The sequence below is a fragment of the Pseudomonas sp. S30 genome (assembly GCF_016518545.1).
In the GTDB taxonomy this organism is placed as follows: Bacteria; Pseudomonadota; Gammaproteobacteria; order Pseudomonadales; family Pseudomonadaceae; genus Aquipseudomonas.
Map to the genome: position 1 here is coordinate 112,854 of NZ_JACVTO010000012.1, position 20,629 is coordinate 133,482.

The 20,629-nt window shown below is 65.3% G+C and carries 18 protein-coding genes; 10 read left to right on the forward strand and 8 right to left on the reverse strand.

Annotated elements, in window-relative coordinates; all coding sequences use genetic code 11:
* Positions 1–6: 6 nt before the first annotated feature.
* On the reverse strand, positions 7–321 hold the full coding sequence (rplU, locus tag IAE34_RS15015; RefSeq protein ID WP_200139747.1) for a 50S ribosomal protein L21: 315 nt from the start codon (positions 319–321) through the stop codon (positions 7–9).
* Between the two features lie 243 nt (positions 322–564).
* Here rplU and IAE34_RS15020 point away from each other — a divergent pair, with 243 nt between their 5' ends.
* The 3 genes from IAE34_RS15020 to IAE34_RS15030 all read left to right on the forward strand — a co-directional run bounded on the left by IAE34_RS15020 (position 565) and on the right by IAE34_RS15030 (position 2,434).
* On the forward strand, positions 565–1,533 hold the full coding sequence (locus tag IAE34_RS15020; protein ID WP_200139748.1) for a polyprenyl synthetase family protein: 969 nt from the start codon (positions 565–567) through the stop codon (positions 1,531–1,533).
* Between the two features lie 165 nt (positions 1,534–1,698).
* On the forward strand, positions 1,699–2,040 hold the full coding sequence (locus tag IAE34_RS15025; protein WP_200139749.1) for a zinc ribbon domain-containing protein YjdM: 342 nt from the start codon (positions 1,699–1,701) through the stop codon (positions 2,038–2,040).
* 148 nt (positions 2,041–2,188) lie between these two features.
* Positions 2,189–2,434, forward strand: coding sequence for a PA4570 family protein (locus tag IAE34_RS15030; RefSeq protein WP_200139750.1), 246 nt, complete (start codon positions 2,189–2,191; stop codon positions 2,432–2,434).
* Between the two features lie 105 nt (positions 2,435–2,539).
* Here IAE34_RS15030 and IAE34_RS15035 read toward each other — a convergent pair whose 3' ends face one another.
* From IAE34_RS15035 to IAE34_RS15050, 4 genes are all read right to left on the reverse strand, one after another.
* Positions 2,540–3,157, reverse strand: coding sequence for an FKBP-type peptidyl-prolyl cis-trans isomerase (locus tag IAE34_RS15035; RefSeq protein ID WP_200139751.1), 618 nt, complete (start codon positions 3,155–3,157; stop codon positions 2,540–2,542).
* Positions 3,158–3,303: 146 nt separating this feature from the next.
* Positions 3,304–3,792 (reverse strand): TIGR00645 family protein, encoded by a 489-nt coding sequence (locus IAE34_RS15040; RefSeq protein ID WP_200139752.1) that lies wholly within the window; start codon positions 3,790–3,792, stop codon positions 3,304–3,306.
* Between the two features lie 87 nt (positions 3,793–3,879).
* Positions 3,880–4,218, reverse strand: a complete 339-nt coding sequence (locus tag IAE34_RS15045; protein WP_200139753.1) for a PA4575 family protein — start codon at positions 4,216–4,218, stop codon at positions 3,880–3,882.
* A 162-nt stretch (positions 4,219–4,380) separates the two neighbouring features.
* Positions 4,381–6,819: a Lon protease family protein gene (locus tag IAE34_RS15050; protein ID WP_200139754.1), complete on the reverse strand. Its 2,439-nt coding sequence runs from the start codon at positions 6,817–6,819 to the stop codon at positions 4,381–4,383.
* A gap of 249 nt (positions 6,820–7,068) precedes the next feature.
* Here IAE34_RS15050 and IAE34_RS15055 point away from each other — a divergent pair, with 249 nt between their 5' ends.
* From IAE34_RS15055 to IAE34_RS15070, 4 genes are all read left to right on the forward strand, one after another.
* On the forward strand, positions 7,069–7,557 hold the full coding sequence (locus IAE34_RS15055) for a DUF3015 domain-containing protein (protein ID WP_200139755.1): 489 nt from the start codon (positions 7,069–7,071) through the stop codon (positions 7,555–7,557).
* A 72-nt stretch (positions 7,558–7,629) separates the two neighbouring features.
* A complete protein-coding gene (locus IAE34_RS15060; protein ID WP_200139756.1) occupies positions 7,630–9,483 on the forward strand; it encodes an Lnb N-terminal periplasmic domain-containing protein in 1,854 nt (617 codons plus the stop codon).
* A gap of 132 nt (positions 9,484–9,615) precedes the next feature.
* Complete coding sequence (locus IAE34_RS15065; RefSeq protein WP_200139757.1) at positions 9,616–9,972, forward strand: hypothetical protein; 357 nt, start codon at positions 9,616–9,618, stop codon at positions 9,970–9,972.
* A 120-nt stretch (positions 9,973–10,092) separates the two neighbouring features.
* Positions 10,093–10,587 (forward strand): GreA/GreB family elongation factor, encoded by a 495-nt coding sequence (locus IAE34_RS15070; protein WP_200139758.1) that lies wholly within the window; start codon positions 10,093–10,095, stop codon positions 10,585–10,587.
* A 75-nt stretch (positions 10,588–10,662) separates the two neighbouring features.
* Here IAE34_RS15070 and gdhA read toward each other — a convergent pair whose 3' ends face one another.
* From gdhA to IAE34_RS15085, 3 genes are all read right to left on the reverse strand, one after another.
* Positions 10,663–12,003 carry an NADP-specific glutamate dehydrogenase gene (gene gdhA, locus IAE34_RS15075; RefSeq protein WP_200139759.1) on the reverse strand — a complete coding sequence of 447 codons (1,341 nt, stop codon included), beginning with the start codon at positions 12,001–12,003 and terminating at the stop codon, positions 10,663–10,665.
* 219 nt (positions 12,004–12,222) lie between these two features.
* Entirely contained in the window at positions 12,223–13,890 is a 1,668-nt protein-coding gene (gene ettA, locus IAE34_RS15080) for an energy-dependent translational throttle protein EttA (RefSeq protein WP_200139760.1), read from the reverse strand.
* Positions 13,891–14,049: 159 nt separating this feature from the next.
* A complete protein-coding gene (locus IAE34_RS15085) occupies positions 14,050–14,448 on the reverse strand; it encodes a hypothetical protein (RefSeq protein ID WP_200139795.1) in 399 nt (132 codons plus the stop codon).
* Between the two features lie 228 nt (positions 14,449–14,676).
* Here IAE34_RS15085 and IAE34_RS15090 point away from each other — a divergent pair, with 228 nt between their 5' ends.
* From IAE34_RS15090 to IAE34_RS15100, 3 genes are all read left to right on the forward strand, one after another.
* Positions 14,677–18,498: a sensor domain-containing protein gene (locus IAE34_RS15090; protein ID WP_200139761.1), complete on the forward strand. Its 3,822-nt coding sequence runs from the start codon at positions 14,677–14,679 to the stop codon at positions 18,496–18,498.
* Positions 18,499–18,624: 126 nt separating this feature from the next.
* Positions 18,625–19,878: a serine hydroxymethyltransferase gene (glyA, locus tag IAE34_RS15095; RefSeq protein WP_200139762.1), complete on the forward strand. Its 1,254-nt coding sequence runs from the start codon at positions 18,625–18,627 to the stop codon at positions 19,876–19,878.
* 154 nt (positions 19,879–20,032) lie between these two features.
* The gene (locus tag IAE34_RS15100) at positions 20,033–20,590 is read left to right on the forward strand and encodes a hypothetical protein (RefSeq protein ID WP_200139763.1); all 558 of its coding nucleotides are present in this window, start codon (positions 20,033–20,035) and stop codon (positions 20,588–20,590) included.
* The last annotated feature ends 39 nt before the right edge of the window (positions 20,591–20,629 follow it).

Sequence of the window (20,629 nt, forward strand, 5' to 3'; positions counted from 1 at the left end):
CGGCGATTAAGCCTGGATACCGGTGATTTTGATCTCGGTGAACCACTGGCGGTGGCCCATGCGCTTCATGTGGTGCTTACGACGACGGAACTTGATGATGCGAACCTTGTCGTGGCGGCCTTGGGAAACGACTTCGGCCACTACGGTGGCGCCAGCTACGACTGGAGCACCGATGGTGACGGCGTCACCGTTGGCCACCAGCAGAACGCGATCGAAGGTCACGGATTCGCCAGTGGCGACTTCCAGTTTCTCGATCTTGAGGTATTCACCTTCAGCGACTTTGTACTGCTTGCCGCCGGTAACGATTACTGCGTAGGACATTTTGAATCTCCGATAATCCTGCTCACCCAGCGCTTTATATGATGAGTATTGGCTGGCATGGCTGCACGAGGCTGGAACGGCCCGGTGCAATTGCGTAAGGCAGGTGCTGCCCAGGAAGTTAGGGTGCGCGATTGTACGCAACCGGCCGAGGCCTTGCAAGTGCCGGCCCCGGCCGCTGGCCACGCGCCTTGACACACCTGGACCCGCGACCTAGCATGCCGCGCAACCTCACTGGAGCAGCCGATGCAACCCCAATCCTTCTACCGCGCGGTGGCGGACGATTTCAGCGCCGTCGACGAGATCATCAAGAAGCAGCTGACCTCGCGCGTGCCGCTGGTATCGAAGATCGGCGATTATATCACATCGGCTGGCGGCAAGCGCCTGCGGCCGTTGCTGGTGCTGCTGTGCGGCAAGGCCCTGGGCCGCGATGGCGACGACCTGCGCCTGCTGGCCGCGACCATCGAGTTCCTGCACACCGCCACCCTGCTGCACGACGATGTAGTAGACATGTCCGGCATGCGCCGCGGCCGCTCCACCGCCAATGCCCTGTGGGGCAACGCGCCCAGCGTGCTGGTCGGCGACTTCCTCTATTCGCGCTCCTTCGAAATGATGGTCGAGCTGAACTCGATGGCGGTCATGCAGATCCTCTCCAAGGCCACCCGGGTGATCGCCGAGGGCGAAGTGCTGCAGTTGTCGCGGGTGCGCGACGCCAGCACCACCGAGGAGGTCTACATGGAAGTGATCCGTGGCAAGACCGCCATGCTGTTCGAAGCCTCCACCCACAGCGCCGCGGCACTGGCCGGTGCCAGCGAGGCGCAGCGCGAGGCGCTGCGCACCTTCGGCGACCACCTGGGCGTCGCCTTCCAGCTGGTCGACGACCTGCTCGACTACAAGGGCGACTCCGAGACCTTGGGCAAGAACGTCGGCGACGACCTGGCCGAGGGCAAGCCGACCCTGCCATTGATCTACACCATGCGCGAAGGCACCCCCGAGCAGGCGGTGCTGGTGCGCCAGGCCATCCAGAAAGGCGGCCTTGAGGACCTGGAGCAGATCCGCCTGGCGGTCGAGAGCTCCGGTGCGCTGGCCTACACCGCACAGCTGGCCCGCGACTACGTGGCACGCGCCATCGCCTGCCTGGAAGTGCTGCCGGCCAGCCAGTACCGCGATGCCCTGGTGGAGCTGAGCGAATTCGCGGTGGCGCGCACGCACTGACCTGTCGGCCATCCGGGCAGGCTGTCCGGGCAGGGCCTTGCATCTCGCGGGTGACCTCGCGCCTCTGGCGCGGGCTCACCCGCGATGCATTCGACTCGCAAAAAACATTTCCCCCGCAAAACCTTATACAATGTGCGCCTTTGATCCCCCTACCAAGGAACCGAAGTGAGCACTCTGCCGCCCTGCCCCGCCTGCAATTCCGAGTACACCTACGAGGATGGCACTCAACTGATCTGCCCTGAATGCGCCCACGAGTGGTCGGCCAACGGCGAAGCCGAGGCTGGCGGCGACGAGGTGGTGAAAAAGGATTCGGTCGGCAACGTCCTGCAGGACGGCGACACCGTCACGGTGATCAAGGACCTCAAGGTCAAGGGCTCGTCGCTGGTGGTGAAAGTGGGTACCAAGGTGAAGAACATCCGCCTGTGCGACGGCGATCACGACATCGACTGCAAGATCGACGGCATCGGTGCGATGAAGCTCAAGTCCGAGTTCGTGCGCAAGGTCTGACCTGCCGCTGCGGGGCCGTCCGCGGACGGCTCTGCCGGGTCCTGCAACGGGATCCGCTGCACCTTCCGGCAAAAAACTGCCAATAGGCACTTGCTATTCTGATAATAAGAATTATTCTCATTGGAACCGCTATCCAAGGAGAATAGCCATGACCTACCTGATCGACGCCTGGCTCGACCGCCCCCACCCCTACCTGCGCATCCTGCACCGCGAGACCGGCGAGGTCTGCGCCGTGCTCGAGGAAGAAGCGCTGGACGAACTGCGCGACCAGGGCGACCTGGACCTCAACGGCCTGAACTCGAGCGAACCGGGTGTGCTGAAGGAGGTGGTCAGAAACCTGTTCCTGTTCTGCTATGCACGGGCGTTGCGCCCAGGGGGAACGGAGTGGAACTGACGACTCGGCCAGGCGAATCCTGGCCAGCCCTGGCCTGCCGAGGCGCACTTAGCCTGGCAGGTGGGCGGGCGCGGCGCTGATGAACCTCGGCGCCGCGCCGCGGTATTACAGGACGTCCAGCAGCTCGACGTCGAACACCAGTACGCTGTGCGGCGGGATGCTGCCTACGCCCTGGGCGCCATAGGCCAGCTCGCTCGGCACGTACAGGCGCCACTTGCTGCCGGCGTTCATCAGTTGCAGCGCTTCGGTCCAACCGGCGATCACGCCACCGACCGGGAATTCAGCGGGCTGACCGCGATCGTAGGAGCTGTCGAAGACGCTGTTGTCGATCAGGGTGCCGTGGTAGTGCACGCGCACGTTGTCTTCACGGCTTGGCTTGGCGCCGCTGCCCGCGGTGAGCACTTCGAACTGCAGGCCCGAGGCCAGGGTGGTGATGCCCTCGCGCTTGGCGTTGTCGGCCAGGAACTGCTTGCCGACCGCCGCAGCGGCCTCGGCCTTGGCGGCGGCTTCGGCCTGCATCACTTCGCGGATCACCTTGAAGCTGGCGGACAGGTCCGCTTCGCTGACGCGGCTGTCGGCACCGCTGAAGGCGTCGGTCAGGCCCGCCAGGATGGCTTCGAGGCTCACGCCCGGTGGCGGGTTGTCACGCAGCTGGCCGCCCAGCTGGCGGCCGATGCCGTAGCTGACGCGGGTTTCGTCGGTGGACAGGTTGAGTTCGGACATGGTCTCGCTCCGCAGGAGGGCGCAGTGCAGCCGCGCCCTCGTCAAAAGGGCGAGCAGCCTAACATTGGCCAGCGGGCGCTGCCAGCGGCAAGCGGCCAGCGAGCGCATGCCCCTCGTGCATCCGCTCGCCGCCCGAGGCTTGTCACTCAGTGCTTGGTGACCTTGTCCAGGTAGCCCATCACGAACGCCGAGAGCACGAAGGTCAAGTGGATGATCACGTACCACATCAGGTGCTCGGGCGAGACGTTCTGCGCGTCCATGAACACCCGCAGCAGGTGGATGGAGGAGATGGCCACGATCGACGCAGCGACCTTCATCTTCAGGGAAGACGAATCCATCTTGCCCAGCCAGTTGAGCTTTTCCTTGCTGTCGTCGATGTCCAGTTGCGAGACGAAGTTCTCGTAGCCGGAAATCATCACCATGACCAGCAGGCCACCGACCAGCGACATGTCGATCAGCGACAGGATCACCAGGATCAGGTCGGCCTCGCTCAACGCGAAGACGTTGGGCAGCACATGCACCACTTCCTGGAAGAATTTCAGCGCCAGGGCCAGCAGACCCAGGGACAGGCCGAAATAGATGGGTGCGAGCAGCCAGCGTGAGGCATACATCGCATTTTCAAGAATACGTTCCATGGGGACTGCAGACTCGCGAAGGTGAGGAAATCAGGCGCGCGAGTATAGCCAGCCACCGGTGACAGCAAAAGCCTTGCCGACGCCCGTTCAGTTGTCGGGGCGGAACTGGTAGTCACCCAGGTTGCGACAGCGATCGCCGTTGATCTGACGCAGTTGCGCCTGCAAATGCAGGCACCAGATCTGCGGCTGCTCGTCGAGCTGGTAACCGTGCAGGGTCAGGCTGTCGACCACCGCATTCATCACCGACTCGGCCACCTGCGGGCCGTGGAACGGACCCTGGGCCTTGATGGCCGAGGGCTGCTCGCCGGCCATGCCGGCTGCGAACAGCAACGTCCACAGGCCCCTGTCGCCGGCCAGGGGACGAATGCTGCATTCGATACGGGTCACCAGGCCGAGGCACTGGCGGGTGAGGCTGAGGTTGCGCATGACGGCGTCCCCTCCATCGAAACCCTGTTCAACCTGTGACTGGCAGGTTGTTTTCATCCTGAAGATGACGAAGCGTCCCTTATCCAAGCCTAGACGCCTCGGCGGGCGGATGGAATACCGGCGCCGAACGGTAGTCACGCCCCTCGGCGCCGGTTTGTTGACTCAGGCGGGCTTGGCCTGGGCCACCATCTCCTCGAGCCGTTCCTTCTCGGCGTCCTTGATGTCTTCCTCGCTGACCATCTCGGCGATGACCCGCAGGCGCTCCACCACCCGTGCGTTGACGCTGCCTTCGGGGAACTGGCCCTGCTCGTCCGGCAGCCCGGCCTCCTCGCCCACCAGCAGGCTCAGCGCCTCGTCGGCCTGGCTCACCGCATACACGTGGAACCGCCCAGCCTCCACGGCCTGCAGCACGCGCTCGTCGAGCATCAGTGTGGCGACGTTGGCGCGCGGGATGATCACCCCCTGCTCGCCGGTCAACCCACGCGCCTCGCACAGCCGGAAGAAGCCCTCGATCTTCTCGTTGACCCCGCCGACCGCCTGCACCTCGCCGAACTGGTTGATCGAGCCGGTGATGGCGAAGCACTGCTTGAGCGGCGTGCGCGACAGGGCCGAGATCAGGGTACAGGCCTCACCCAGGGAGGCGCTGTCGCCGTCGACGTAGCCGTAGGATTGCTCCAGGGCGATACTCGCGGAAATCGCCAGGGGAAACTCCTGGGCGTAGCGGCTGCCCATGTAGCCGGTGAGGATCATCACGCCCTTGGAGTGGATCGGCTGGCCCAGGTTGACCTCGCGCTCGATGTCGACGATGCCGCTGCCGCCAGGGTACACCGTGGCGGAGATGCGCGCCGGCATGCCGAACGCCGAATCGGCCACCTCCAGCACGGTCAGGCCATTGCACTTGCCGATGGCCGCGCCTTCGGTGTCGATCAGGATGATGCCGGCGAGCATGTCGTCCAGCACCCGCTGCGAGACCCGTCCGGTGCGCGTGGCCTTGGCCTTGAGCGCTCGTTCGATGTGCCCGGCGTCGGTCATCTGGTCGCCGGCCAGCTGGCGGATGAAGTCGGCCTCGCTGACCAGCTGGAACAGATCGCCGATGCGCGCGGACAGCCGCGACTGGTTCTCCGCCAACCGTGCGCTGAAGGTGGCCAGGCGCGCCACCGCGTCACCGGTCAACGGCGCCATGCCCTCCTCGTTGGTGCGGGTGCGCAGCAACTGGGCGAACTGCTCCAGGTTCTCGTCGACCATCGGCATGTCTTCGTCGAAGTCCACCAGCACGCGGAACATCTCCTGGAAGTCCGGATCGTGGTCCTGCAAGGCGTAATAGAGCTGGCGCGAGCCGATGATCACCACCTTGACGTTGAGCGCGATCACCTGCGGCGTGAGGGTCACGGTGGCGATACGCCCGAGCTCGCCCAGGGGCGACTCCATCTTCAGCTTGCGCGATTGCAGCGCGCGCTTGAGCGCGTCCCACACGAACGGCTCGCCGAGCATCTTCTCGGCTTCCAGAATGAGGAAGCCGCCGTTGGCGCGGTGCAGGGCACCGGGGCGCAGTTGTCGGTAGGAGGTGGACAGCGCGCCCTGGTCGGTGCTGTATTCGATGCGTCCGAACAGGTTGTCGTAGGTCGGGTGTGGCTCGAACACCACCGGTGCGCCGCCGTCCAGCGGATGGCCCACCACCAGGCTGGGCGCGTACTGCTCCTCGAGCATCTTGCGCGCCACGGCATCGGTCTTGGCATCGTCCACCAGTTGCTCGACCACGGTGCGCAGCAGGTTCAACTGCATCGACTGCAAGTAGGCGCACACCGCCGCGTTCTCGGCGTACTTCTCCGACAGCGGTGCCAGCAGCGGCTGCAGCGCCAGGGTGATGGTCTCTTCGTTGAGCTCGCGCAACTGGTTGTTCGACTCGCGCTTCCACTGCGGCAGGCTGGACAGCTCCTCGTTGAGGCGCTCCTCCAGCGCGGCGATGTCCTCGTGGAACTGCTCACGCACCTCTTCGGGCAACTGGGCGAACTCGGCTTCGTCCAGCGCCTTGCCCTCGGCCATGGGCGTGAAAGCCACGTTGCTGGCGTCGCGGTACAGCGCCACGTCCTTCTCCAGCGAGGCGCGCTCGATGACATCCAGGGCGCGGTCGTAGCGCTGGTTGAAGGCGCGATCGATGGCGCCTTTCTTCTGCTGGTAGGCCGGATGCTCGAACACCGCCGGGAAGGTCGCCAGCAGGTTGCCGATCAGCAGGTTCATGTCGGCGATGAATTCGCCGGCGCTGCCCGAAGGCAGCTCCAGCGCCCGTGGCTCGCGGGGGTCGTCGAAGTTGTTGACGTAGACCCAGTCGGCCGGCGTGCGCTGGCGCTTGCCCTCGGCCTTGAGGTAACGCTTGACGAAGGAGAAGCGGCCGGTGCCCGGCTCGCCCATGACGAACACGTTGTAACCAGGACGCGGCATGGCCACGCCGAACTGCAGCGCCTCGACCGCGCGCTCCTGGCCCAGGACGCCGCGAAACGGCTCCAGATCATCGGTGTGGGTGAACCCGAACTGCTCGGGCGTGAAACGCCGGGTGAGGGCTTCAGGCGCCAGACGCAGGCGCGCGGCAACGGGATCGGGCATCGGGTTTCCTTACTTCGGCGGGGCGATGAAAGCATTCTGGCGCTGCCGGCGCGCGCCTGGCAAGGCTCGGCGAGACTTTATGTCGCGGCGCAAAAATGTCTTGTCCAAGTTTTTTTCGCCATGACTGACGCAACTAATGGATAGTGCCTAAACTCCAAACTGCGCGGGTGGGTATCATGCTTTCCCGCCTGGCAATGAACTGCCAGACAACCCTGATCATTGATACGTATCGAAAAAGAGAATAACGCTATGAAACGGATTCTTCTGGGTACCTTGTTCGCCGCGGTTTCGATCAACGCCATGGCCGAAGCGCCAGGCGGCCCGAACTGCGGTTGGGGCAACCTGCTGTTCGAAGGCCAGCGTGGTACGCCCGCGCACTTCCTGGCTTCCACCACCAACGGCACCTCCGGTAACGCCACCTTCGGCATGACCTCCGGCACCAACGGCTGCTCCACCAAGGCAGCACTGACCTACGGCGGCAAGTCCTGGCTGGCCATGAACGGCACCATGAACGAGCTGTCCGAAGACATGGCGCAAGGCCAGGGCGAAGCCCTGACCACCTATGCCGTGGTCATGGGCGTCAAGCCAGAAGACCGCGCGCACTTCGCCTCGGTCACCCACGACCACTTCCAGCAGATCTTCAGCAGCGCCAACGTGACTGCCGAAGACGTCCACACCAACACCCTCGCGGTCCTGAAAAACGACCCGCAACTGGCCAAGTACGCCACCGAGGCGTAAGTTCGGCTCTTCCCGCCCCGCTACGGGGCGGGATTCGTTCGCTTCGCCATCCTTCGGAAGTAGCTGCCCCCCATGCTCAAACGCCTCGCCTACCTGACGCTGTGCGCCTGCGCGCCTGCCTATGCGACCCCTGCGCTGGACGACGCCCGCGTGCAACGCCTGGCCGCCGATCGCTACTGGATCGCCCTGGGTCACTACGAGACCGCCAAGCTGGGCGGTTGGCGCAGTTATGTGGATGACGACAAATTCTTTCTCGCCGCCGACGGTGCCCACCACCCTGACCGCGAACTGCGGGCCACGGTGCAGGCGCTGTATGCGCCGGCGAGCCTGGGCGACAAGCACGCCCAATGCGTATTCCCCGCACGTACCCGCTGGCTGCGCGACCAACTGCAGCTCACCGACCTGCCGGCCCCGGACTGCCAGGAGTACAAGCACTGGTACGCCGATGTCGCGCCGCACAGCGCGGTGCTGATCTTCCCGGCGGCTTACCTGAACAGCCCCTCGTCGATGTTCGGCCATACCCTGCTGCGCATCGACAAGGCCGACACGCGCAGCAACGACACCACCCTGCTCAGCTACGCGATCAACTTCGGCGCCTACATAGAAGGCAGCGACAACAGCATCCTCTACGCCTGGAAGGGCCTGATGGGTGGCTATCCGGGGCTGTTCGCGATGATGCCCTACCAGGAGAAGCTGTCCGAGTACCGCAGCCTGGAGAACCGTGACCTGTGGGAGTACCAGTTGGACCTGACGCCGGAGGAGACCGGGCGCATGGTCGAGCACGTGTGGGAGCTCAAGCAGGTCCAGTTCGACTACTTCTTCTTCGACGAAAACTGCTCGTACCGCCTGCTGGAACTGCTGCAGGTGGCGCGCCCGAGCCTGGACCTGACCTCGCAGTTCCCGCTCACCGCCATTCCCACCGATACGGTCAAGGCGGTCAAGCAGTCCGGCCTGGTCTCGGACGTGCGCTACCGGCCTTCGCGCGAACGCGAATTGCTGGCCCGCGCCGAACCGCTCGATCACCAGGAGCGCCAGCAGGTGCTGGCCATCAGCGCCGACACCGCCCAGCTGAAAAGCCCCGGCTTCACCGCCCTGCCCCGCGAGCGCCAGGCCCTGGTGCAGGACGCCGCCTACCGCCTGGAGCGTTATCGCGCCACCGGCCAGGAACGCGACCCGGAGCAGGCCCGGCGCAGCTTCGAACTGCTGCGGGCGATCAATGGCAACCCGCCACCGCCCCTGGCCGTCGAGCGCCCGGGGCTGCCGGAAGACGGGCACCAGTCGCGCACCTGGCAATTGGGCGTGGGCACCCGCAAGGACCGCGCCTTCGCCGAATACGGCCTGCGCATGGCCTATCACGACCTCAACGACAACGCCTTCGGCTTCCCCCTCGGCGCGCAGATCGAGATCCTTCAGCTCAAGGTCCGGCAGTACGAGGGCAACGAGTGGCAGGTGCAGCAGCTGGACCTGGCCACCATCCGCTCGCTCACGCCGCGCAACGAGTTGCTCAAGCCCTGGTCCTGGCAGGTCTCCGGCGGCCTGGAGCGGGTTCCGGGCAAGCACGACGACGAAGTGCTGGTGAGCCATGTCAACGGCGGCGGCGGCGCCACCTGGCAACTGGCCGATGGCCTGCTGGGCTTTGCCCTGGGCACGGTACGGGTGGAGCACCACAACGACTTCTCCGAGTTCGTTTCCCCGGCCGCGGGCTTCAACGGCGGGCTGTTGTGGCGCAACGGGCTGGGCAACATGACGCTGGAAGCCAAGGGCGACTACTTCACAAATGGCGAAGTGCGTCGCAGCCTGAGCCTGAACCAGCAGTGGGAGCTTTCGCAGAACCTGGGCCTGCGCCTGAGCGCCAAGCGCGAGTTCAGCCACCTGGCGACCGCGCAGAACGAGGTGATGCTCGAACTGAAGTGGTATCAGTACTGATCCCGCTCTGCGGTTGACGCCAGCGGTGGGAGTCGCCCACTACGGCGCGAACCGCACGCCCGTCACAGCATTTTGACATCGCCGCGACATTTTCTCACCTAGACTCTCCTCATCGCCCGGAGGTCGTGCATCATGTCGCGGTTTGGCGTCACCCTGTGGATCACCCTGTTGCTGGTCGGCTGTCAGTCGACTCACGAACAGATGCTGCGCGAAGGCTACCCGCCCCCTTATGCCGATGGTTTCCAGGATGGCTGCAGCAGCGGGCGGCAGGCTGCGGCGCTGCTGGCGGGGTCGTTTCGCAAGAACGTGCCGCGCTACCTGCACGAGCGCGCTTACGAAAACGGCTGGGACGATGGCTTTCGCCAGTGCCAGGCCATCCAGGACAACGCCGACCAGCGCCAGTATCGCGAGCGCTTCTGGGACGAACGCGACCGCGACTGGCAGCAGGAAAAGGACCGCGGCGCAGCGCGCGCCTATCGTCATGACTAGATTCAGACCTGTCTGACAGTGGTCTGAACGAGCCACTCTTCGACCTGGCAGAGTTAGGTGCGGGGCATTCAGGGAAACCCCCACCCCTCGCTCATGGTCTGCTGACAAAGGAGACCATTCATGAGCCGAGCATTCGTCAACGAAGACCAGGCAGCGGCCCAGGCCGATCAGCCTGTGGAGCGTCAGGTCAGCGACCAGCCCAACCACGTCACGGCCAGCGGTTTGGCCCAGTTGCAACAGCGCGTGGCAGACCTGGATGCGCTACGCAGTGCATTGGTGGCCGAAGGTGAGCGCGCCGACAAGCAGCGCCTGGCCGATACCGAGCGCGACCTGCGCTATTTCCGCGCCCGTGTCCACAGCGCCCAGGTGGTGACGCCGTCCACCGCCTCGGGCAAGGTGCAGGTAGGCAGCCGGGTGCGTTTCGTCGACGAGCAGGACGAGGAACATGTGGTGCAACTGGTCGGGGAAGACGAGGCCGATGTGGCGCGCGGATTGATCAACTGGGGCTCACCGTTGGGCCGCGCATTGCTCGGTGCTCAGGTCGGTGATGAGGTCCTGTGGCGCCGACCGGTAGGCGACCGGCGCATCGAGGTGCTGGAGATCGGCCTCGCCTAGGCGAGGCTCGCGGTGGCAACCCGTTCAGCCGCGACGCCAATGGCTACGCAGGGCGCCAGGCTCCATACCCAGGAATCACACCACCCCTTGGGCCAACATCGCGTCCGCGACCTTCACGAAGCCGGCGATGTTGGCGCCCTTCACGTAATTCACGGAGCCGTCGGCCTCTTCGCCGTAATGCACGCAGGCATGGTGGATCGACTGCATGATCGCATGCAGCCGGGTGTCCACCTCGCCGGCGGTCCACAGCAGACGCATGGCGTTCTGCGACATTTCCAGCCCGGACACCGCCACGCCGCCAGCGTTGGATGCCTTGCCCGGCGCGAACAGGGTGCCGGCCCCGATGAACAGGTCCACCGCTTCCAGTGTGGTCGGCATGTTGGCGCCTTCGGCGACACAGATGCAGCCATTGCGCAGCAGGTGACGTGCGTCCTCCAGGCCCAGCTCGTTCTGGGTCGCGCAGGGCAAGGCGATATCGCACGGCAGGCTCCAAGGCGTCTGGCCCTGGCGGAACGCCAGGCCGAAGGTGTCGGCCAGTTCGCTGAGCCGCCCACGCTTGACGTTCTTGAGCTGCATCAGCGCGTCCCATTGCGCTTCGGTCAAGCCGTCTTCACAGAACAGCGTGCCTTGCGAATCGGACAGCGAAATGACCTTGCCGCCCAGGTCCATGACCTTGCGCGCGGCGTACTGGGCCACGTTGCCGGAACCGGAAATCGCCACGCGGCGGCCGTCGATGCGCAGGTCCTTGCGCTTGAGCATTTCCTCGGCGAAATACACGCAGCCGAAACCGGTGGCCTCAGGGCGGATCAGGCTGCCGCCGTAGGTCATGCCCTTGCCGGTCAGCACCGAGGTGAACTGGTTGGCCAGGCGCTTGTACTGGCCGAACAGGAAGCCGATCTCGCGCGCACCGACGCCGATGTCACCGGCGGGCACATCGAGGTCGGCGCCGATGTGACGGTACAACTCGCTCATGAACGCCTGGCAGAAGCGCATCACCTCCGCGTCGCTCTTGCCCTTGGGATCGAAGTCCGAACCGCCTTTGCCGCCACCCATGGGCAGCGAGGTCAGGGAGTTCTTGAACACCTGCTCGAAGGCCAGGAACTTGAGCACACCCAGGTTCACCGACGGGTGAAAGCGCAGGCCGCCCTTGTACGGGCCGATGGCGCTGCTCATCTGGATGCGGTAGCCGCGGTTGACCTGCACCCTGCCCGCGTCGTCCACCCAGGACACCCTGAACAGTACCGCGCGCTCCGGCTCGACCATGCGCTCGAGGATGCCGGCCTGCAGGTAATGGGGATTGGCTTCCAGGAACGGCCAGAGGCTGCGCAGCACCTCCTCGACGGCCTGGTGGAATTCGGGCTGGCCGGGGTCGCGCTGCTTGAGGCGTGCGAGGAAATGGTCGACGGATTCGATCATGGTAGACATCTCACCAAGAGGATTGGACTTGTAGGTTTTTTCCGACTCTAACAAGAAGCAATCGCACTGCAACAGGGCGAAATGTCGTTTTTCTGAATTTATTTGGTGCGTTTTATATAAATGTATACAAAATAATACATCAAAAAGCCCTGAAACCCGCCTCTACAGGCACAAAAATGGGGCCTCCAGAGGCCCCATCCTAGTGCAGCGCAGCGCGGCTTACTGCGCCAGCTTCTTGTGCCGTACGCGGTGCGGCTGCGCAGCGGCATCACCCAGCCGCTTCTTGCGATCGGCCTCGTACTCGGTGTAGTTGCCCTCGAAGAACACCACGTTGGAGTCGTCCTCGTACGCCAGAATGTGCGTGGCCACCCGATCCAGGAACCAGCGGTCGTGGGAGATCACGATCGCGGCGCCGGGGAAGTCCAGCAGGGCCTCTTCCAGCGAACGCAAGGTTTCCACGTCCAGGTCGTTGGACGGTTCGTCGAGCAGCAGGACGTTGCCGCCCTCCTTCAAGGTCAGCGCCAGGTGCAGGCGTCCGCGCTCACCGCCGGAGAGGTCCTTGACGAACTTCTGCTGGTCGCCACCCTTGAAGTTGAAACGTCCCACGTAGGTTCGCGACGGGATCTCATAGCTGCCGATGCGAATCTGGTCGGAACCGTCGGAGATCTGCTGGAACACGGTCTTGGCCCCGTCCAGGTCCTCGCGGCTCTGGTCGACGCAGGCCAGCTGCACGGTCTCGCCGATCTCGATGCTGCCCGAGTCCGGCTGCTCCTTGCCCATGATCATGCGGAACAGGGTCGACTTACCGGCGCCGTTACCCCCGATCACGCCGACGATGGCGCCCTTGGGCATGGCGAAGGACAGGTTGTCGATCAGTACGCGATCGCCGTAACCCTTGGTCACGTTCTTGAATTCGATGACCTTGTCGCCCAGGCGCGGACCGGCCGGAATGTAGATCTCGTTGGTCTCGCTGCGTTTCTGGAATTCCTGCGACTGCATTTCCTCGAAGCGCTGCAGACGGGCCTTGGATTTGGACTGGCGGGCCTTGGCGCCTTTGCGCACCCACTCCAGTTCCTCCTTCATGGCCTTCTCGTGGGCGCTCTGCTGCTTGGATTCCTGCTCCAGGCGCGACGACTTGGCTTCCAGCCAGCCCGAGTAGTTGCCTTCGTACGGAATACCGGCACCGCGGTCCAGTTCCAGGATCCAGCCGGCGACGTTGTCGAGGAAGTAACGGTCGTGGGTGATGGCCACCACGGTGCCGGGGAAGTCGTGCAGGAAGCGCTCCAGCCAGGCCACCGAGTCGGCGTCCAGGTGGTTGGTCGGTTCATCCAGCAGCAGCATGTCGGGGGCCGACAGCAGCAGGCGGCACAGCGCGACCCGGCGCTTCTCGCCACCGGAGAGGTGCTCGATGCGCGCGTCCCAGGCCGGCAGGCGCAGCGCGTCGGCGGCCACGTCCAGCTGGCGCTCGAGGTTGTGACCGTCGGCGGCCTGAAGGATGGCTTCGAGCTTGGCCTGTTCGGCGGCCAGCTTGTCGAAGTCGGCGTCCGGGTCGGCGTAGGCCGCGTAGACCTCGTCCAGGCGCGCCTGGGCGTCCTTGATCACGCTGACCGCTTCCTCGACCACTTCGCGCACGGTCTTGCTCGGGTCCAGCTGCGGCTCCTGGGGCAGGTAGCCGACATTGATGTCGGGCATCGGCCGGGCTTCGCCGTCGAACTCCTTGTCCACCCCGGCCATGATGCGCAGCAGGGTCGACTTGCCCGCGCCGTTCAGGCCCAGCACGCCGATCTTGGCGCCGGGGAAGAACGACAGGGAGATGTTCTTGAGAATTTCCCGCTTCGGCGGCACGACCTTGCTCAGCCGATGCATGGTGTAGACGTATTGAGCCAAAACAAAGCCCTCTTGATGGATAGGTGAAGACGTGGGCGATCGCCGTTAAGGGGCGGCGGATCAGCAGTGGAGTATGGTCGGACAAAACCGGCATTCTACGCCAAGTCACCGGCTTGCACAGGTCAAAGCCACGCGCTCGCCGCGCCCGAGTGCGCGGTCTCAGACCTTGCGCTGCCGCCCCTTGCCGCGTGGCAGGCGCGACTGACCGTGCTGTTCGGCCAGCCGCGCCGCCCAGGCCGACTTGACGCTGAAGGCGCCGGCTCGTGGCGCCGGTGCTGCCGGGCTGGGCGCTGCGGCCACGGTAGGCCGGGCCACCGCACTGGCGGCAGGTGCAGGCTTGAGCGCGACGCCAGGCTGGGGCTCGACCGCCGCCTTGGCCGACTTGCGCAGTTCGGCCAGGGACGGCGTCTTGCGCACCGCCACGGCGGTATCGGCCTTGCCGACCGAGCGCTGACACGACTTGCACGACACCTCGGCGGTCACCGATGAGCTGGCCAGGGTCGGACTGCTGCGTCCGCAGGCGGCGTCCAGACCATTGGTGGAATAGTGAATAGTCAAAGCGTGCTTCTCCGATGCATCGAGCCAGAAACGGCCGGCATTCTCGCACAGCTGGCCGGCCTTGCCGAACGTCTGCGAGCCGCCCGACGGCATCCCCAGGGGCTGGCACTTTGCCATAATCCAGGGCATGCTACCTGTTTTCGTGCGTCCGGCCTTATAGTGCGCTGCGGCGGCATGCCGCGTGCATGATCCCCCCTGCCTACGCCAGCCCACTCGCAGGACCGACGCTTGACCAACTTCATTCGACCGCCCACGCAATACCCGGCGACGTCCACCCCGCTACGTGGCTCGCTCAAGGGTGCGCTCGCCCTGCTGGCGCTGGTGCTGCTGGGCCTGCTGGCCTGGCAACTGTTCTCGCAGTATCGCCAGACCCAGGACGACTGGCGCGAACAGAGCGTGGCGGCAGGCGCGGAGCTGGCCAGTCACCTGACCCTGAGCCTGGCCCTGGAAGCCCAGCAGGCGCTGAACCTGATCCAGCCCCACGTCAATCCACCGGCGCCGACGGCCCTGCCGGCCCTGCTGCAAGCGTTGCGCGGACGCCTGCCGGAACTGCGCGAACTGGCCTGGCTGGACAGCGGTGGCGCCGTGCGCAGCGACAGCCTGACCGGCAGCCCCGACCGTGCGGCGATCGACAACCTGTTGCGTCAGAGCCAGGGCAGATCGTTCTTCTTCGGCAATGCCCAGGACAACCGCCTGGTCTACCTGCTTTTGCGCCAGTCCGGCGAGTCTGAGGCCGGTTATTGGCTGCTGCGCTTGTCAGGGGACTACTACCAGTCGCTCAAACAGCGTTTCAAAGAGGGCTCGCACCCTTTATGGCTGCTGGAAAACAGCGGTGATGGCCGTGTGGTCGCTGCCAGCGCAGGGGCCCAAGGCGACCTGTCCTCGCTGCACAGCATCCTGCTGACCTTCATCGACAACAGCGCCTGGCAACTGCGCGGGCTCTACGACCCCACGGCGGTGCGCGACCGGTTGCTGCCGCCGCTGCTTGGCAAAAGCCTGCTGGTGATGTGCTGCGCGCTGCTGCCGGGCCTGGCGCTGATCAACATGCGCCGGCGCCACCGCGCCTTGCAGGAAGAGCGGCGCCGCTACCAGGACATCTTCGAGAGCACCGGCGTGGCGCTGTGCGTGCTGGACCTGTCGAGCCTGCCCGGCCAGCTCGATCGCTACCACGTGCGCAACCATGCCGCGCTCAGGCAGAGCCTGGCGCTGGAGCCGACGCTGCGGCGCAGCTTGCTGCAGGAACTGCGCATCACCGAGATCAATCAGGTCGCCCGGCAATTGCTCAACGTGTCGGGCAGCGAAGGCGCCTGGCAGCGCCTGATCGAAGGCAGCGGCGAAGACCGCGACAGCATCGGCATGCAACTGCTCGACGCGCTGATCGAGCAGCGCGAGCAATTCGAGCTGGAAGTACGCTTGCCCGCGGCCCTGGGCGGCGACCTGCACCTGTGGCTGATGGCGCGCCTGCCCCAGCAGCGGCGCGACTACCAGGCGGTGATCCTGAGCATCAGCGACATCACCAGCCGCAAGCAGGTCGAGCTGTCGCTGCTGGAACGCGAAAGCTTCTGGTCGGACGTGGTGCGCACGGTGCCCGACCAGCTGTACGTGCAGGACGTGCACAGTCGACGGATGATCTTCAGCAACCGCCATCTCGGCCAGACCCTGGGCTATGACCGGGCCGAGCTGGCGCAGATGGGCGATCACTTCTGGGAAATGCTGCTGCATCCCGAGGACGCCGAGCAGTACCGCAGCCTGCGCCAACTGCGCCGCGACAGCGACCACAGCCAGTTGCTGCATTGCCAGTTGCGCTTCCGCCATCGCGACGGCGGCTGGCGCTGTTACGACATCCGCGAGCAGGCGCTGACCCGCGACAGTCGTGGCCAGGTCACGCGCATCATCGGCGTGGGCAAGGACGTCACGGTGCAGATCGAGGCCAGCCAGTCGCTGCGCGACAGCGAGCAGCGCTACCGCATGCTCGCCGAGAGCATCAGCGACGTGATCTTCTCCACCGACAGCCAGTTGCAGCTCAACTACGTCAGCCCCTCGGTGTACAGCGTGCTGGGCTATGCGGTGGAGTACATCTTCGAATACGGGTGGCCGTCGATCATCGCCAATCCCGCTCAACTCAGCGGCATCCAGGCGATGATGGCACGGGTCAGCCAGGCCCTGGGCGACCGCGAGCAGCTGCGTGCCCTGCGCAGCCAGTTGCCGACCCAGATGTTCATGTGCGACTGCCTGCGCGCCGATGGTCGCAAGATCCCCATCGAGCTGCGCCTGATGCTGGTGTGGGATGACCAGGAACGTTTCGAGGGCGTGCTCGGCGTGGCGCGCGACATCAGCCAGCAACGCCGCGCGGAAAAAGACCTGCGCATGGCCGCGACGGTGTTCGAGCACTCCACCTCGGCGATTCTCATCACCGACCCGGCCGGCTTCATCGTGCAGGTCAACGAGGCCTTCAGCCGCGTCAGCGGCTACGCGCCGGACGAAGTGCTGGACCAGCGCCCGAACATGCTCACCGTCGAAGGCCAGCAGGACGCGCACCTGGGCTACGTGCTCAAGCAGCTCAACCAGCGCGGCACCTGGGAAGGCGAGGTGTGGCTCAAGCGGCGCAGCGGCGAGCACTACCCGGCCTGGGTCGGCATCACCGCCGTGCTCGACGAGGAGCGCGACCTGGCCAGCTACGTGTGCTTCTTCACCGACATCAGCGAACGCAAGGCCAGCGAACAGCGCATCCATCGCCTGGCCTACTACGACGCCCTCACCCACCTGCCCAACCGCACGCTGTTCCAGGACCGCCTGCACACCGCGTTGCAGCAGGCCGAGCGGCACAAGTCGTGGGTGGTGCTGATGTTCCTCGACCTGGACCGCTTCAAGCCGATCAACGACTCGCTCGGCCATGCCGCCGGCGATCGCATGCTCAAGGACATGGCCGAGCGCCTGCTGGCCTGCGTCGACGAGGACGACACCGTGGCGCGCATGGGCGGCGATGAATTCACCCTGCTGCTGCAACCGCGCAGCAGCCGCGAGATCGCCCTGAACCGGGCGATTCACGTGGCCGAGAACATCCTCGCCAGCCTGGTGCGACCCTTCGTGCTGGAAAGCCGCGAGTTCTTCGTCACCGCCAGCATCGGTATCGCCCTGAGCCCGCAGGACGGCAACGAGCTGAGCCAGCTGATGAAGAACGCCGACACGGCCATGTACCACGCCAAGGAGCGTGGCAAGAACAACTTCCAGTTCTACCAGGCCGACATGAACGCCAGCGCCCTGGAGCGCCTGGAGCTGGAGAGCGACCTGCGCCACGCCCTGGAGCAGAACGAGTTCATCCTGTACTACCAGCCGCAGTTCAGCGGCGATGGCAAGCGCCTGACCGGCGCCGAGGCTTTGCTGCGCTGGCGCCATCCGCGCCGTGGGCTGGTGCCGCCGGGGGACTTCATTCCGGTGATCGAGGAACTGGGACTGGTGGTGGACGTGGGCGACTGGGTCCTGCGCGAAGCCTGCCGCCAGCTCAAGGCCTGGCACAAGGCCAAGGTGCGGGTGCCGAAGGTGTCGGTGAACATCTCGGCGCGGCAGTTCTCCGACGGTCAGCTGGGCACGCGCATCGCCACCATCCTCGACGAGACCGGCCTGGCGCCGGCCTGCCTGGAGCTGGAACTGACCGAGAGCATTTTGATGCGCGAGGTCAACGAGGCCATGCATATCCTCGACAGCCTGAAGAACCTGGGCCTGAGCATCGCCGTGGACGACTTCGGCACCGGCTACTCGTCGCTCAACTATCTCAAGCAGTTCCCCATCGACGTGCTGAAGATCGACCGCACCTTCGTCGATGGCCTGCCCGAAGGCGAGCAGGACGCGCAGATCGCCCGCGCCATCATCGCCATGGCCCACAGCCTGAACCTGGCGGTGATCGCCGAAGGCGTGGAGACCCACGAGCAGCTGGAGTTCCTGCGCGAGCACGATTGCGACGAGGTCCAGGGCTACCTGTTCGGCCGCCCGATGCCGGCCAACCAGTTCGAGGCGCAGTTCAGCAACGAGACGCTGTTCATGTTCGAGTAGGCGCGGCGCGCCCGCCGCCGCGAACCTGAACCCCGTCACTGCGCGACATGACGCCCGCTCATATGCCAGGCCTCGGCCAATGGGTTAGAATGCCACCCCACTTCACCCCGATCCTTGAGGACCGCCATGTTCAGCCGTGATTTGACCATTGCCAAGTACGACGCCGAGCTCTTCGAAGCCATGCAGCAAGAAGCCCTGCGCCAGGAAGAGCATATCGAGCTGATCGCTTCGGAGAACTACACCAGCCCAGCGGTCATGGAAGCCCAGGGCTCGGTGCTGACCAACAAGTACGCCGAAGGCTACCCAGGCAAGCGTTACTACGGCGGTTGCGAGTACGTCGACGTGGTCGAGCAACTGGCCATCGACCGCGCCAAGCAGCTGTTCGGCGCCGACTACGCCAACGTCCAGCCGCACGCCGGTTCCCAGGCCAACGCGGCCGTGTACCTGGCCCTGCTGTCGGCCGGTGACACCATCCTGGGCATGAGTCTGGCCCACGGCGGTCACCTGACCCACGGCGCCAGCGTGTCGTCGTCCGGCAAGCTGTACAACGCCATCCAGTACGGCATCGACGGCAACGGCCTGATCGACTACGACGAAGTCGAGCGCCTGGCCGTGGAGCACAAGCCGAAGATGATCGTGGCCGGCTTCTCCGCCTACTCGCAGGTGCTGGACTTCGCCCGTTTCCGCGCCATCGCCGACAAGGTCGGTGCCTACCTGTTCGTCGACATGGCCCACGTGGCGGGTCTGGTCGCTGCAGGCGTCTACCCCAACCCGGTGCCGTTCGCCGACGTGGTCACCACCACCACCCACAAGACCCTGCGCGGTCCGCGCGGTGGCCTGATCCTGGCGCGCAAGAACGAAGAGATCGAGAAGAAGCTCAACTCGGCGGTGTTCCCCGGCGCCCAGGGCGGCCCGCTGGAGCACGTCATCGCGGCCAAGGCGATCTGCTTCAAGGAAGCCCTGCAGCCTGAGTTCAAGGCCTACCAGCAGCAAGTGGTGAAGAACGCCCAGGCCATGGCCAGCGTGTTCATCGAGCGCGGTTTCGACGTGGTCTCCGGCGGTACCGAGAACCACCTGTTCCTGCTCTCGCTGATCAAGCAGGAGATTTCCGGGAAGGACGCCGACGCCGCCCTGGGCAAGGCCTTCATCACCGTGAACAAGAACTCGGTGCCGAACGATCCGCGCTCGCCCTTCGTCACCTCGGGCCTGCGCTTCGGCACCCCGGCCGTGACCACCCGCGGTTTCAAGGAAGCCGAGTGCCGTGAGCTGGCCGGCTGGATCTGCGACATCCTGGCCGACCTGAACAACGAGGCGGTGATCGACGCCGTGCGCGAGAAGGTCAAGGCGATCTGCAAGAAGCTGCCGGTCTACGGCAACTGATCAAGGCTCGCCGAGCACCCGAAACCTGGCTGGAGCGCTTCGGCGCCGGCCAGGTTTTTTTATGCCCGGCGTACCGCGCGGGAAACCCTGCCCGCTTCATCTGGCGCGGCGGCTGGTCGAAAACAGTCCCTTCTGTTCGACAGGAGCTGCGACCATGCCCACCTTCCGCCAACAATCCTTTCTCGCCACCCTGCGCCTCGGCGCTCACCCGGTCCATACCCTGGAAGCCCTCACGGGCGCTGCGGTCTGGGTCAACTGGTTCGGCGGCGCCGGGCTGCTGCCAGGGCTGACCAGCACGGTGCGCAACGACTCGCACCTGCTCGGCTGCCAGGCCAGCCCCGATACCTCACCGCTGCTGCTCTACTTCCGCCTGTCGCCCAAGGGCTATCGGCTCTATGTGCGCGAGCCGGGCAAGCATTTCGGTCACGGCGTCAGGCTCTTCGAGCGCTTCCTCGGCGTGGCTGCGCTGGACACGCAGGACCCGCAGCCGCTGATTCTCAAGGACGACGCCGGCAAGGTGGTCAGCCTGATGGACCTGGAGGGCGACGAGCAGCGCCTGACCTTCGAGTGCGCGGGTGCGGCCGTGACGCTCGGCCAACGAACGAATTCGCCGCACCGCTACCTGGCCCAGGGCGGCGCCGTGCCCGCTCGCTGGACACTGAGCATCGTGGAGCGCAATGTGCCGTGGTTGAGCCAGCCCTACGAGGCGTGACGCCCTGGTGCAGCCTGGGGCACAGGCTGTTCAGACAGC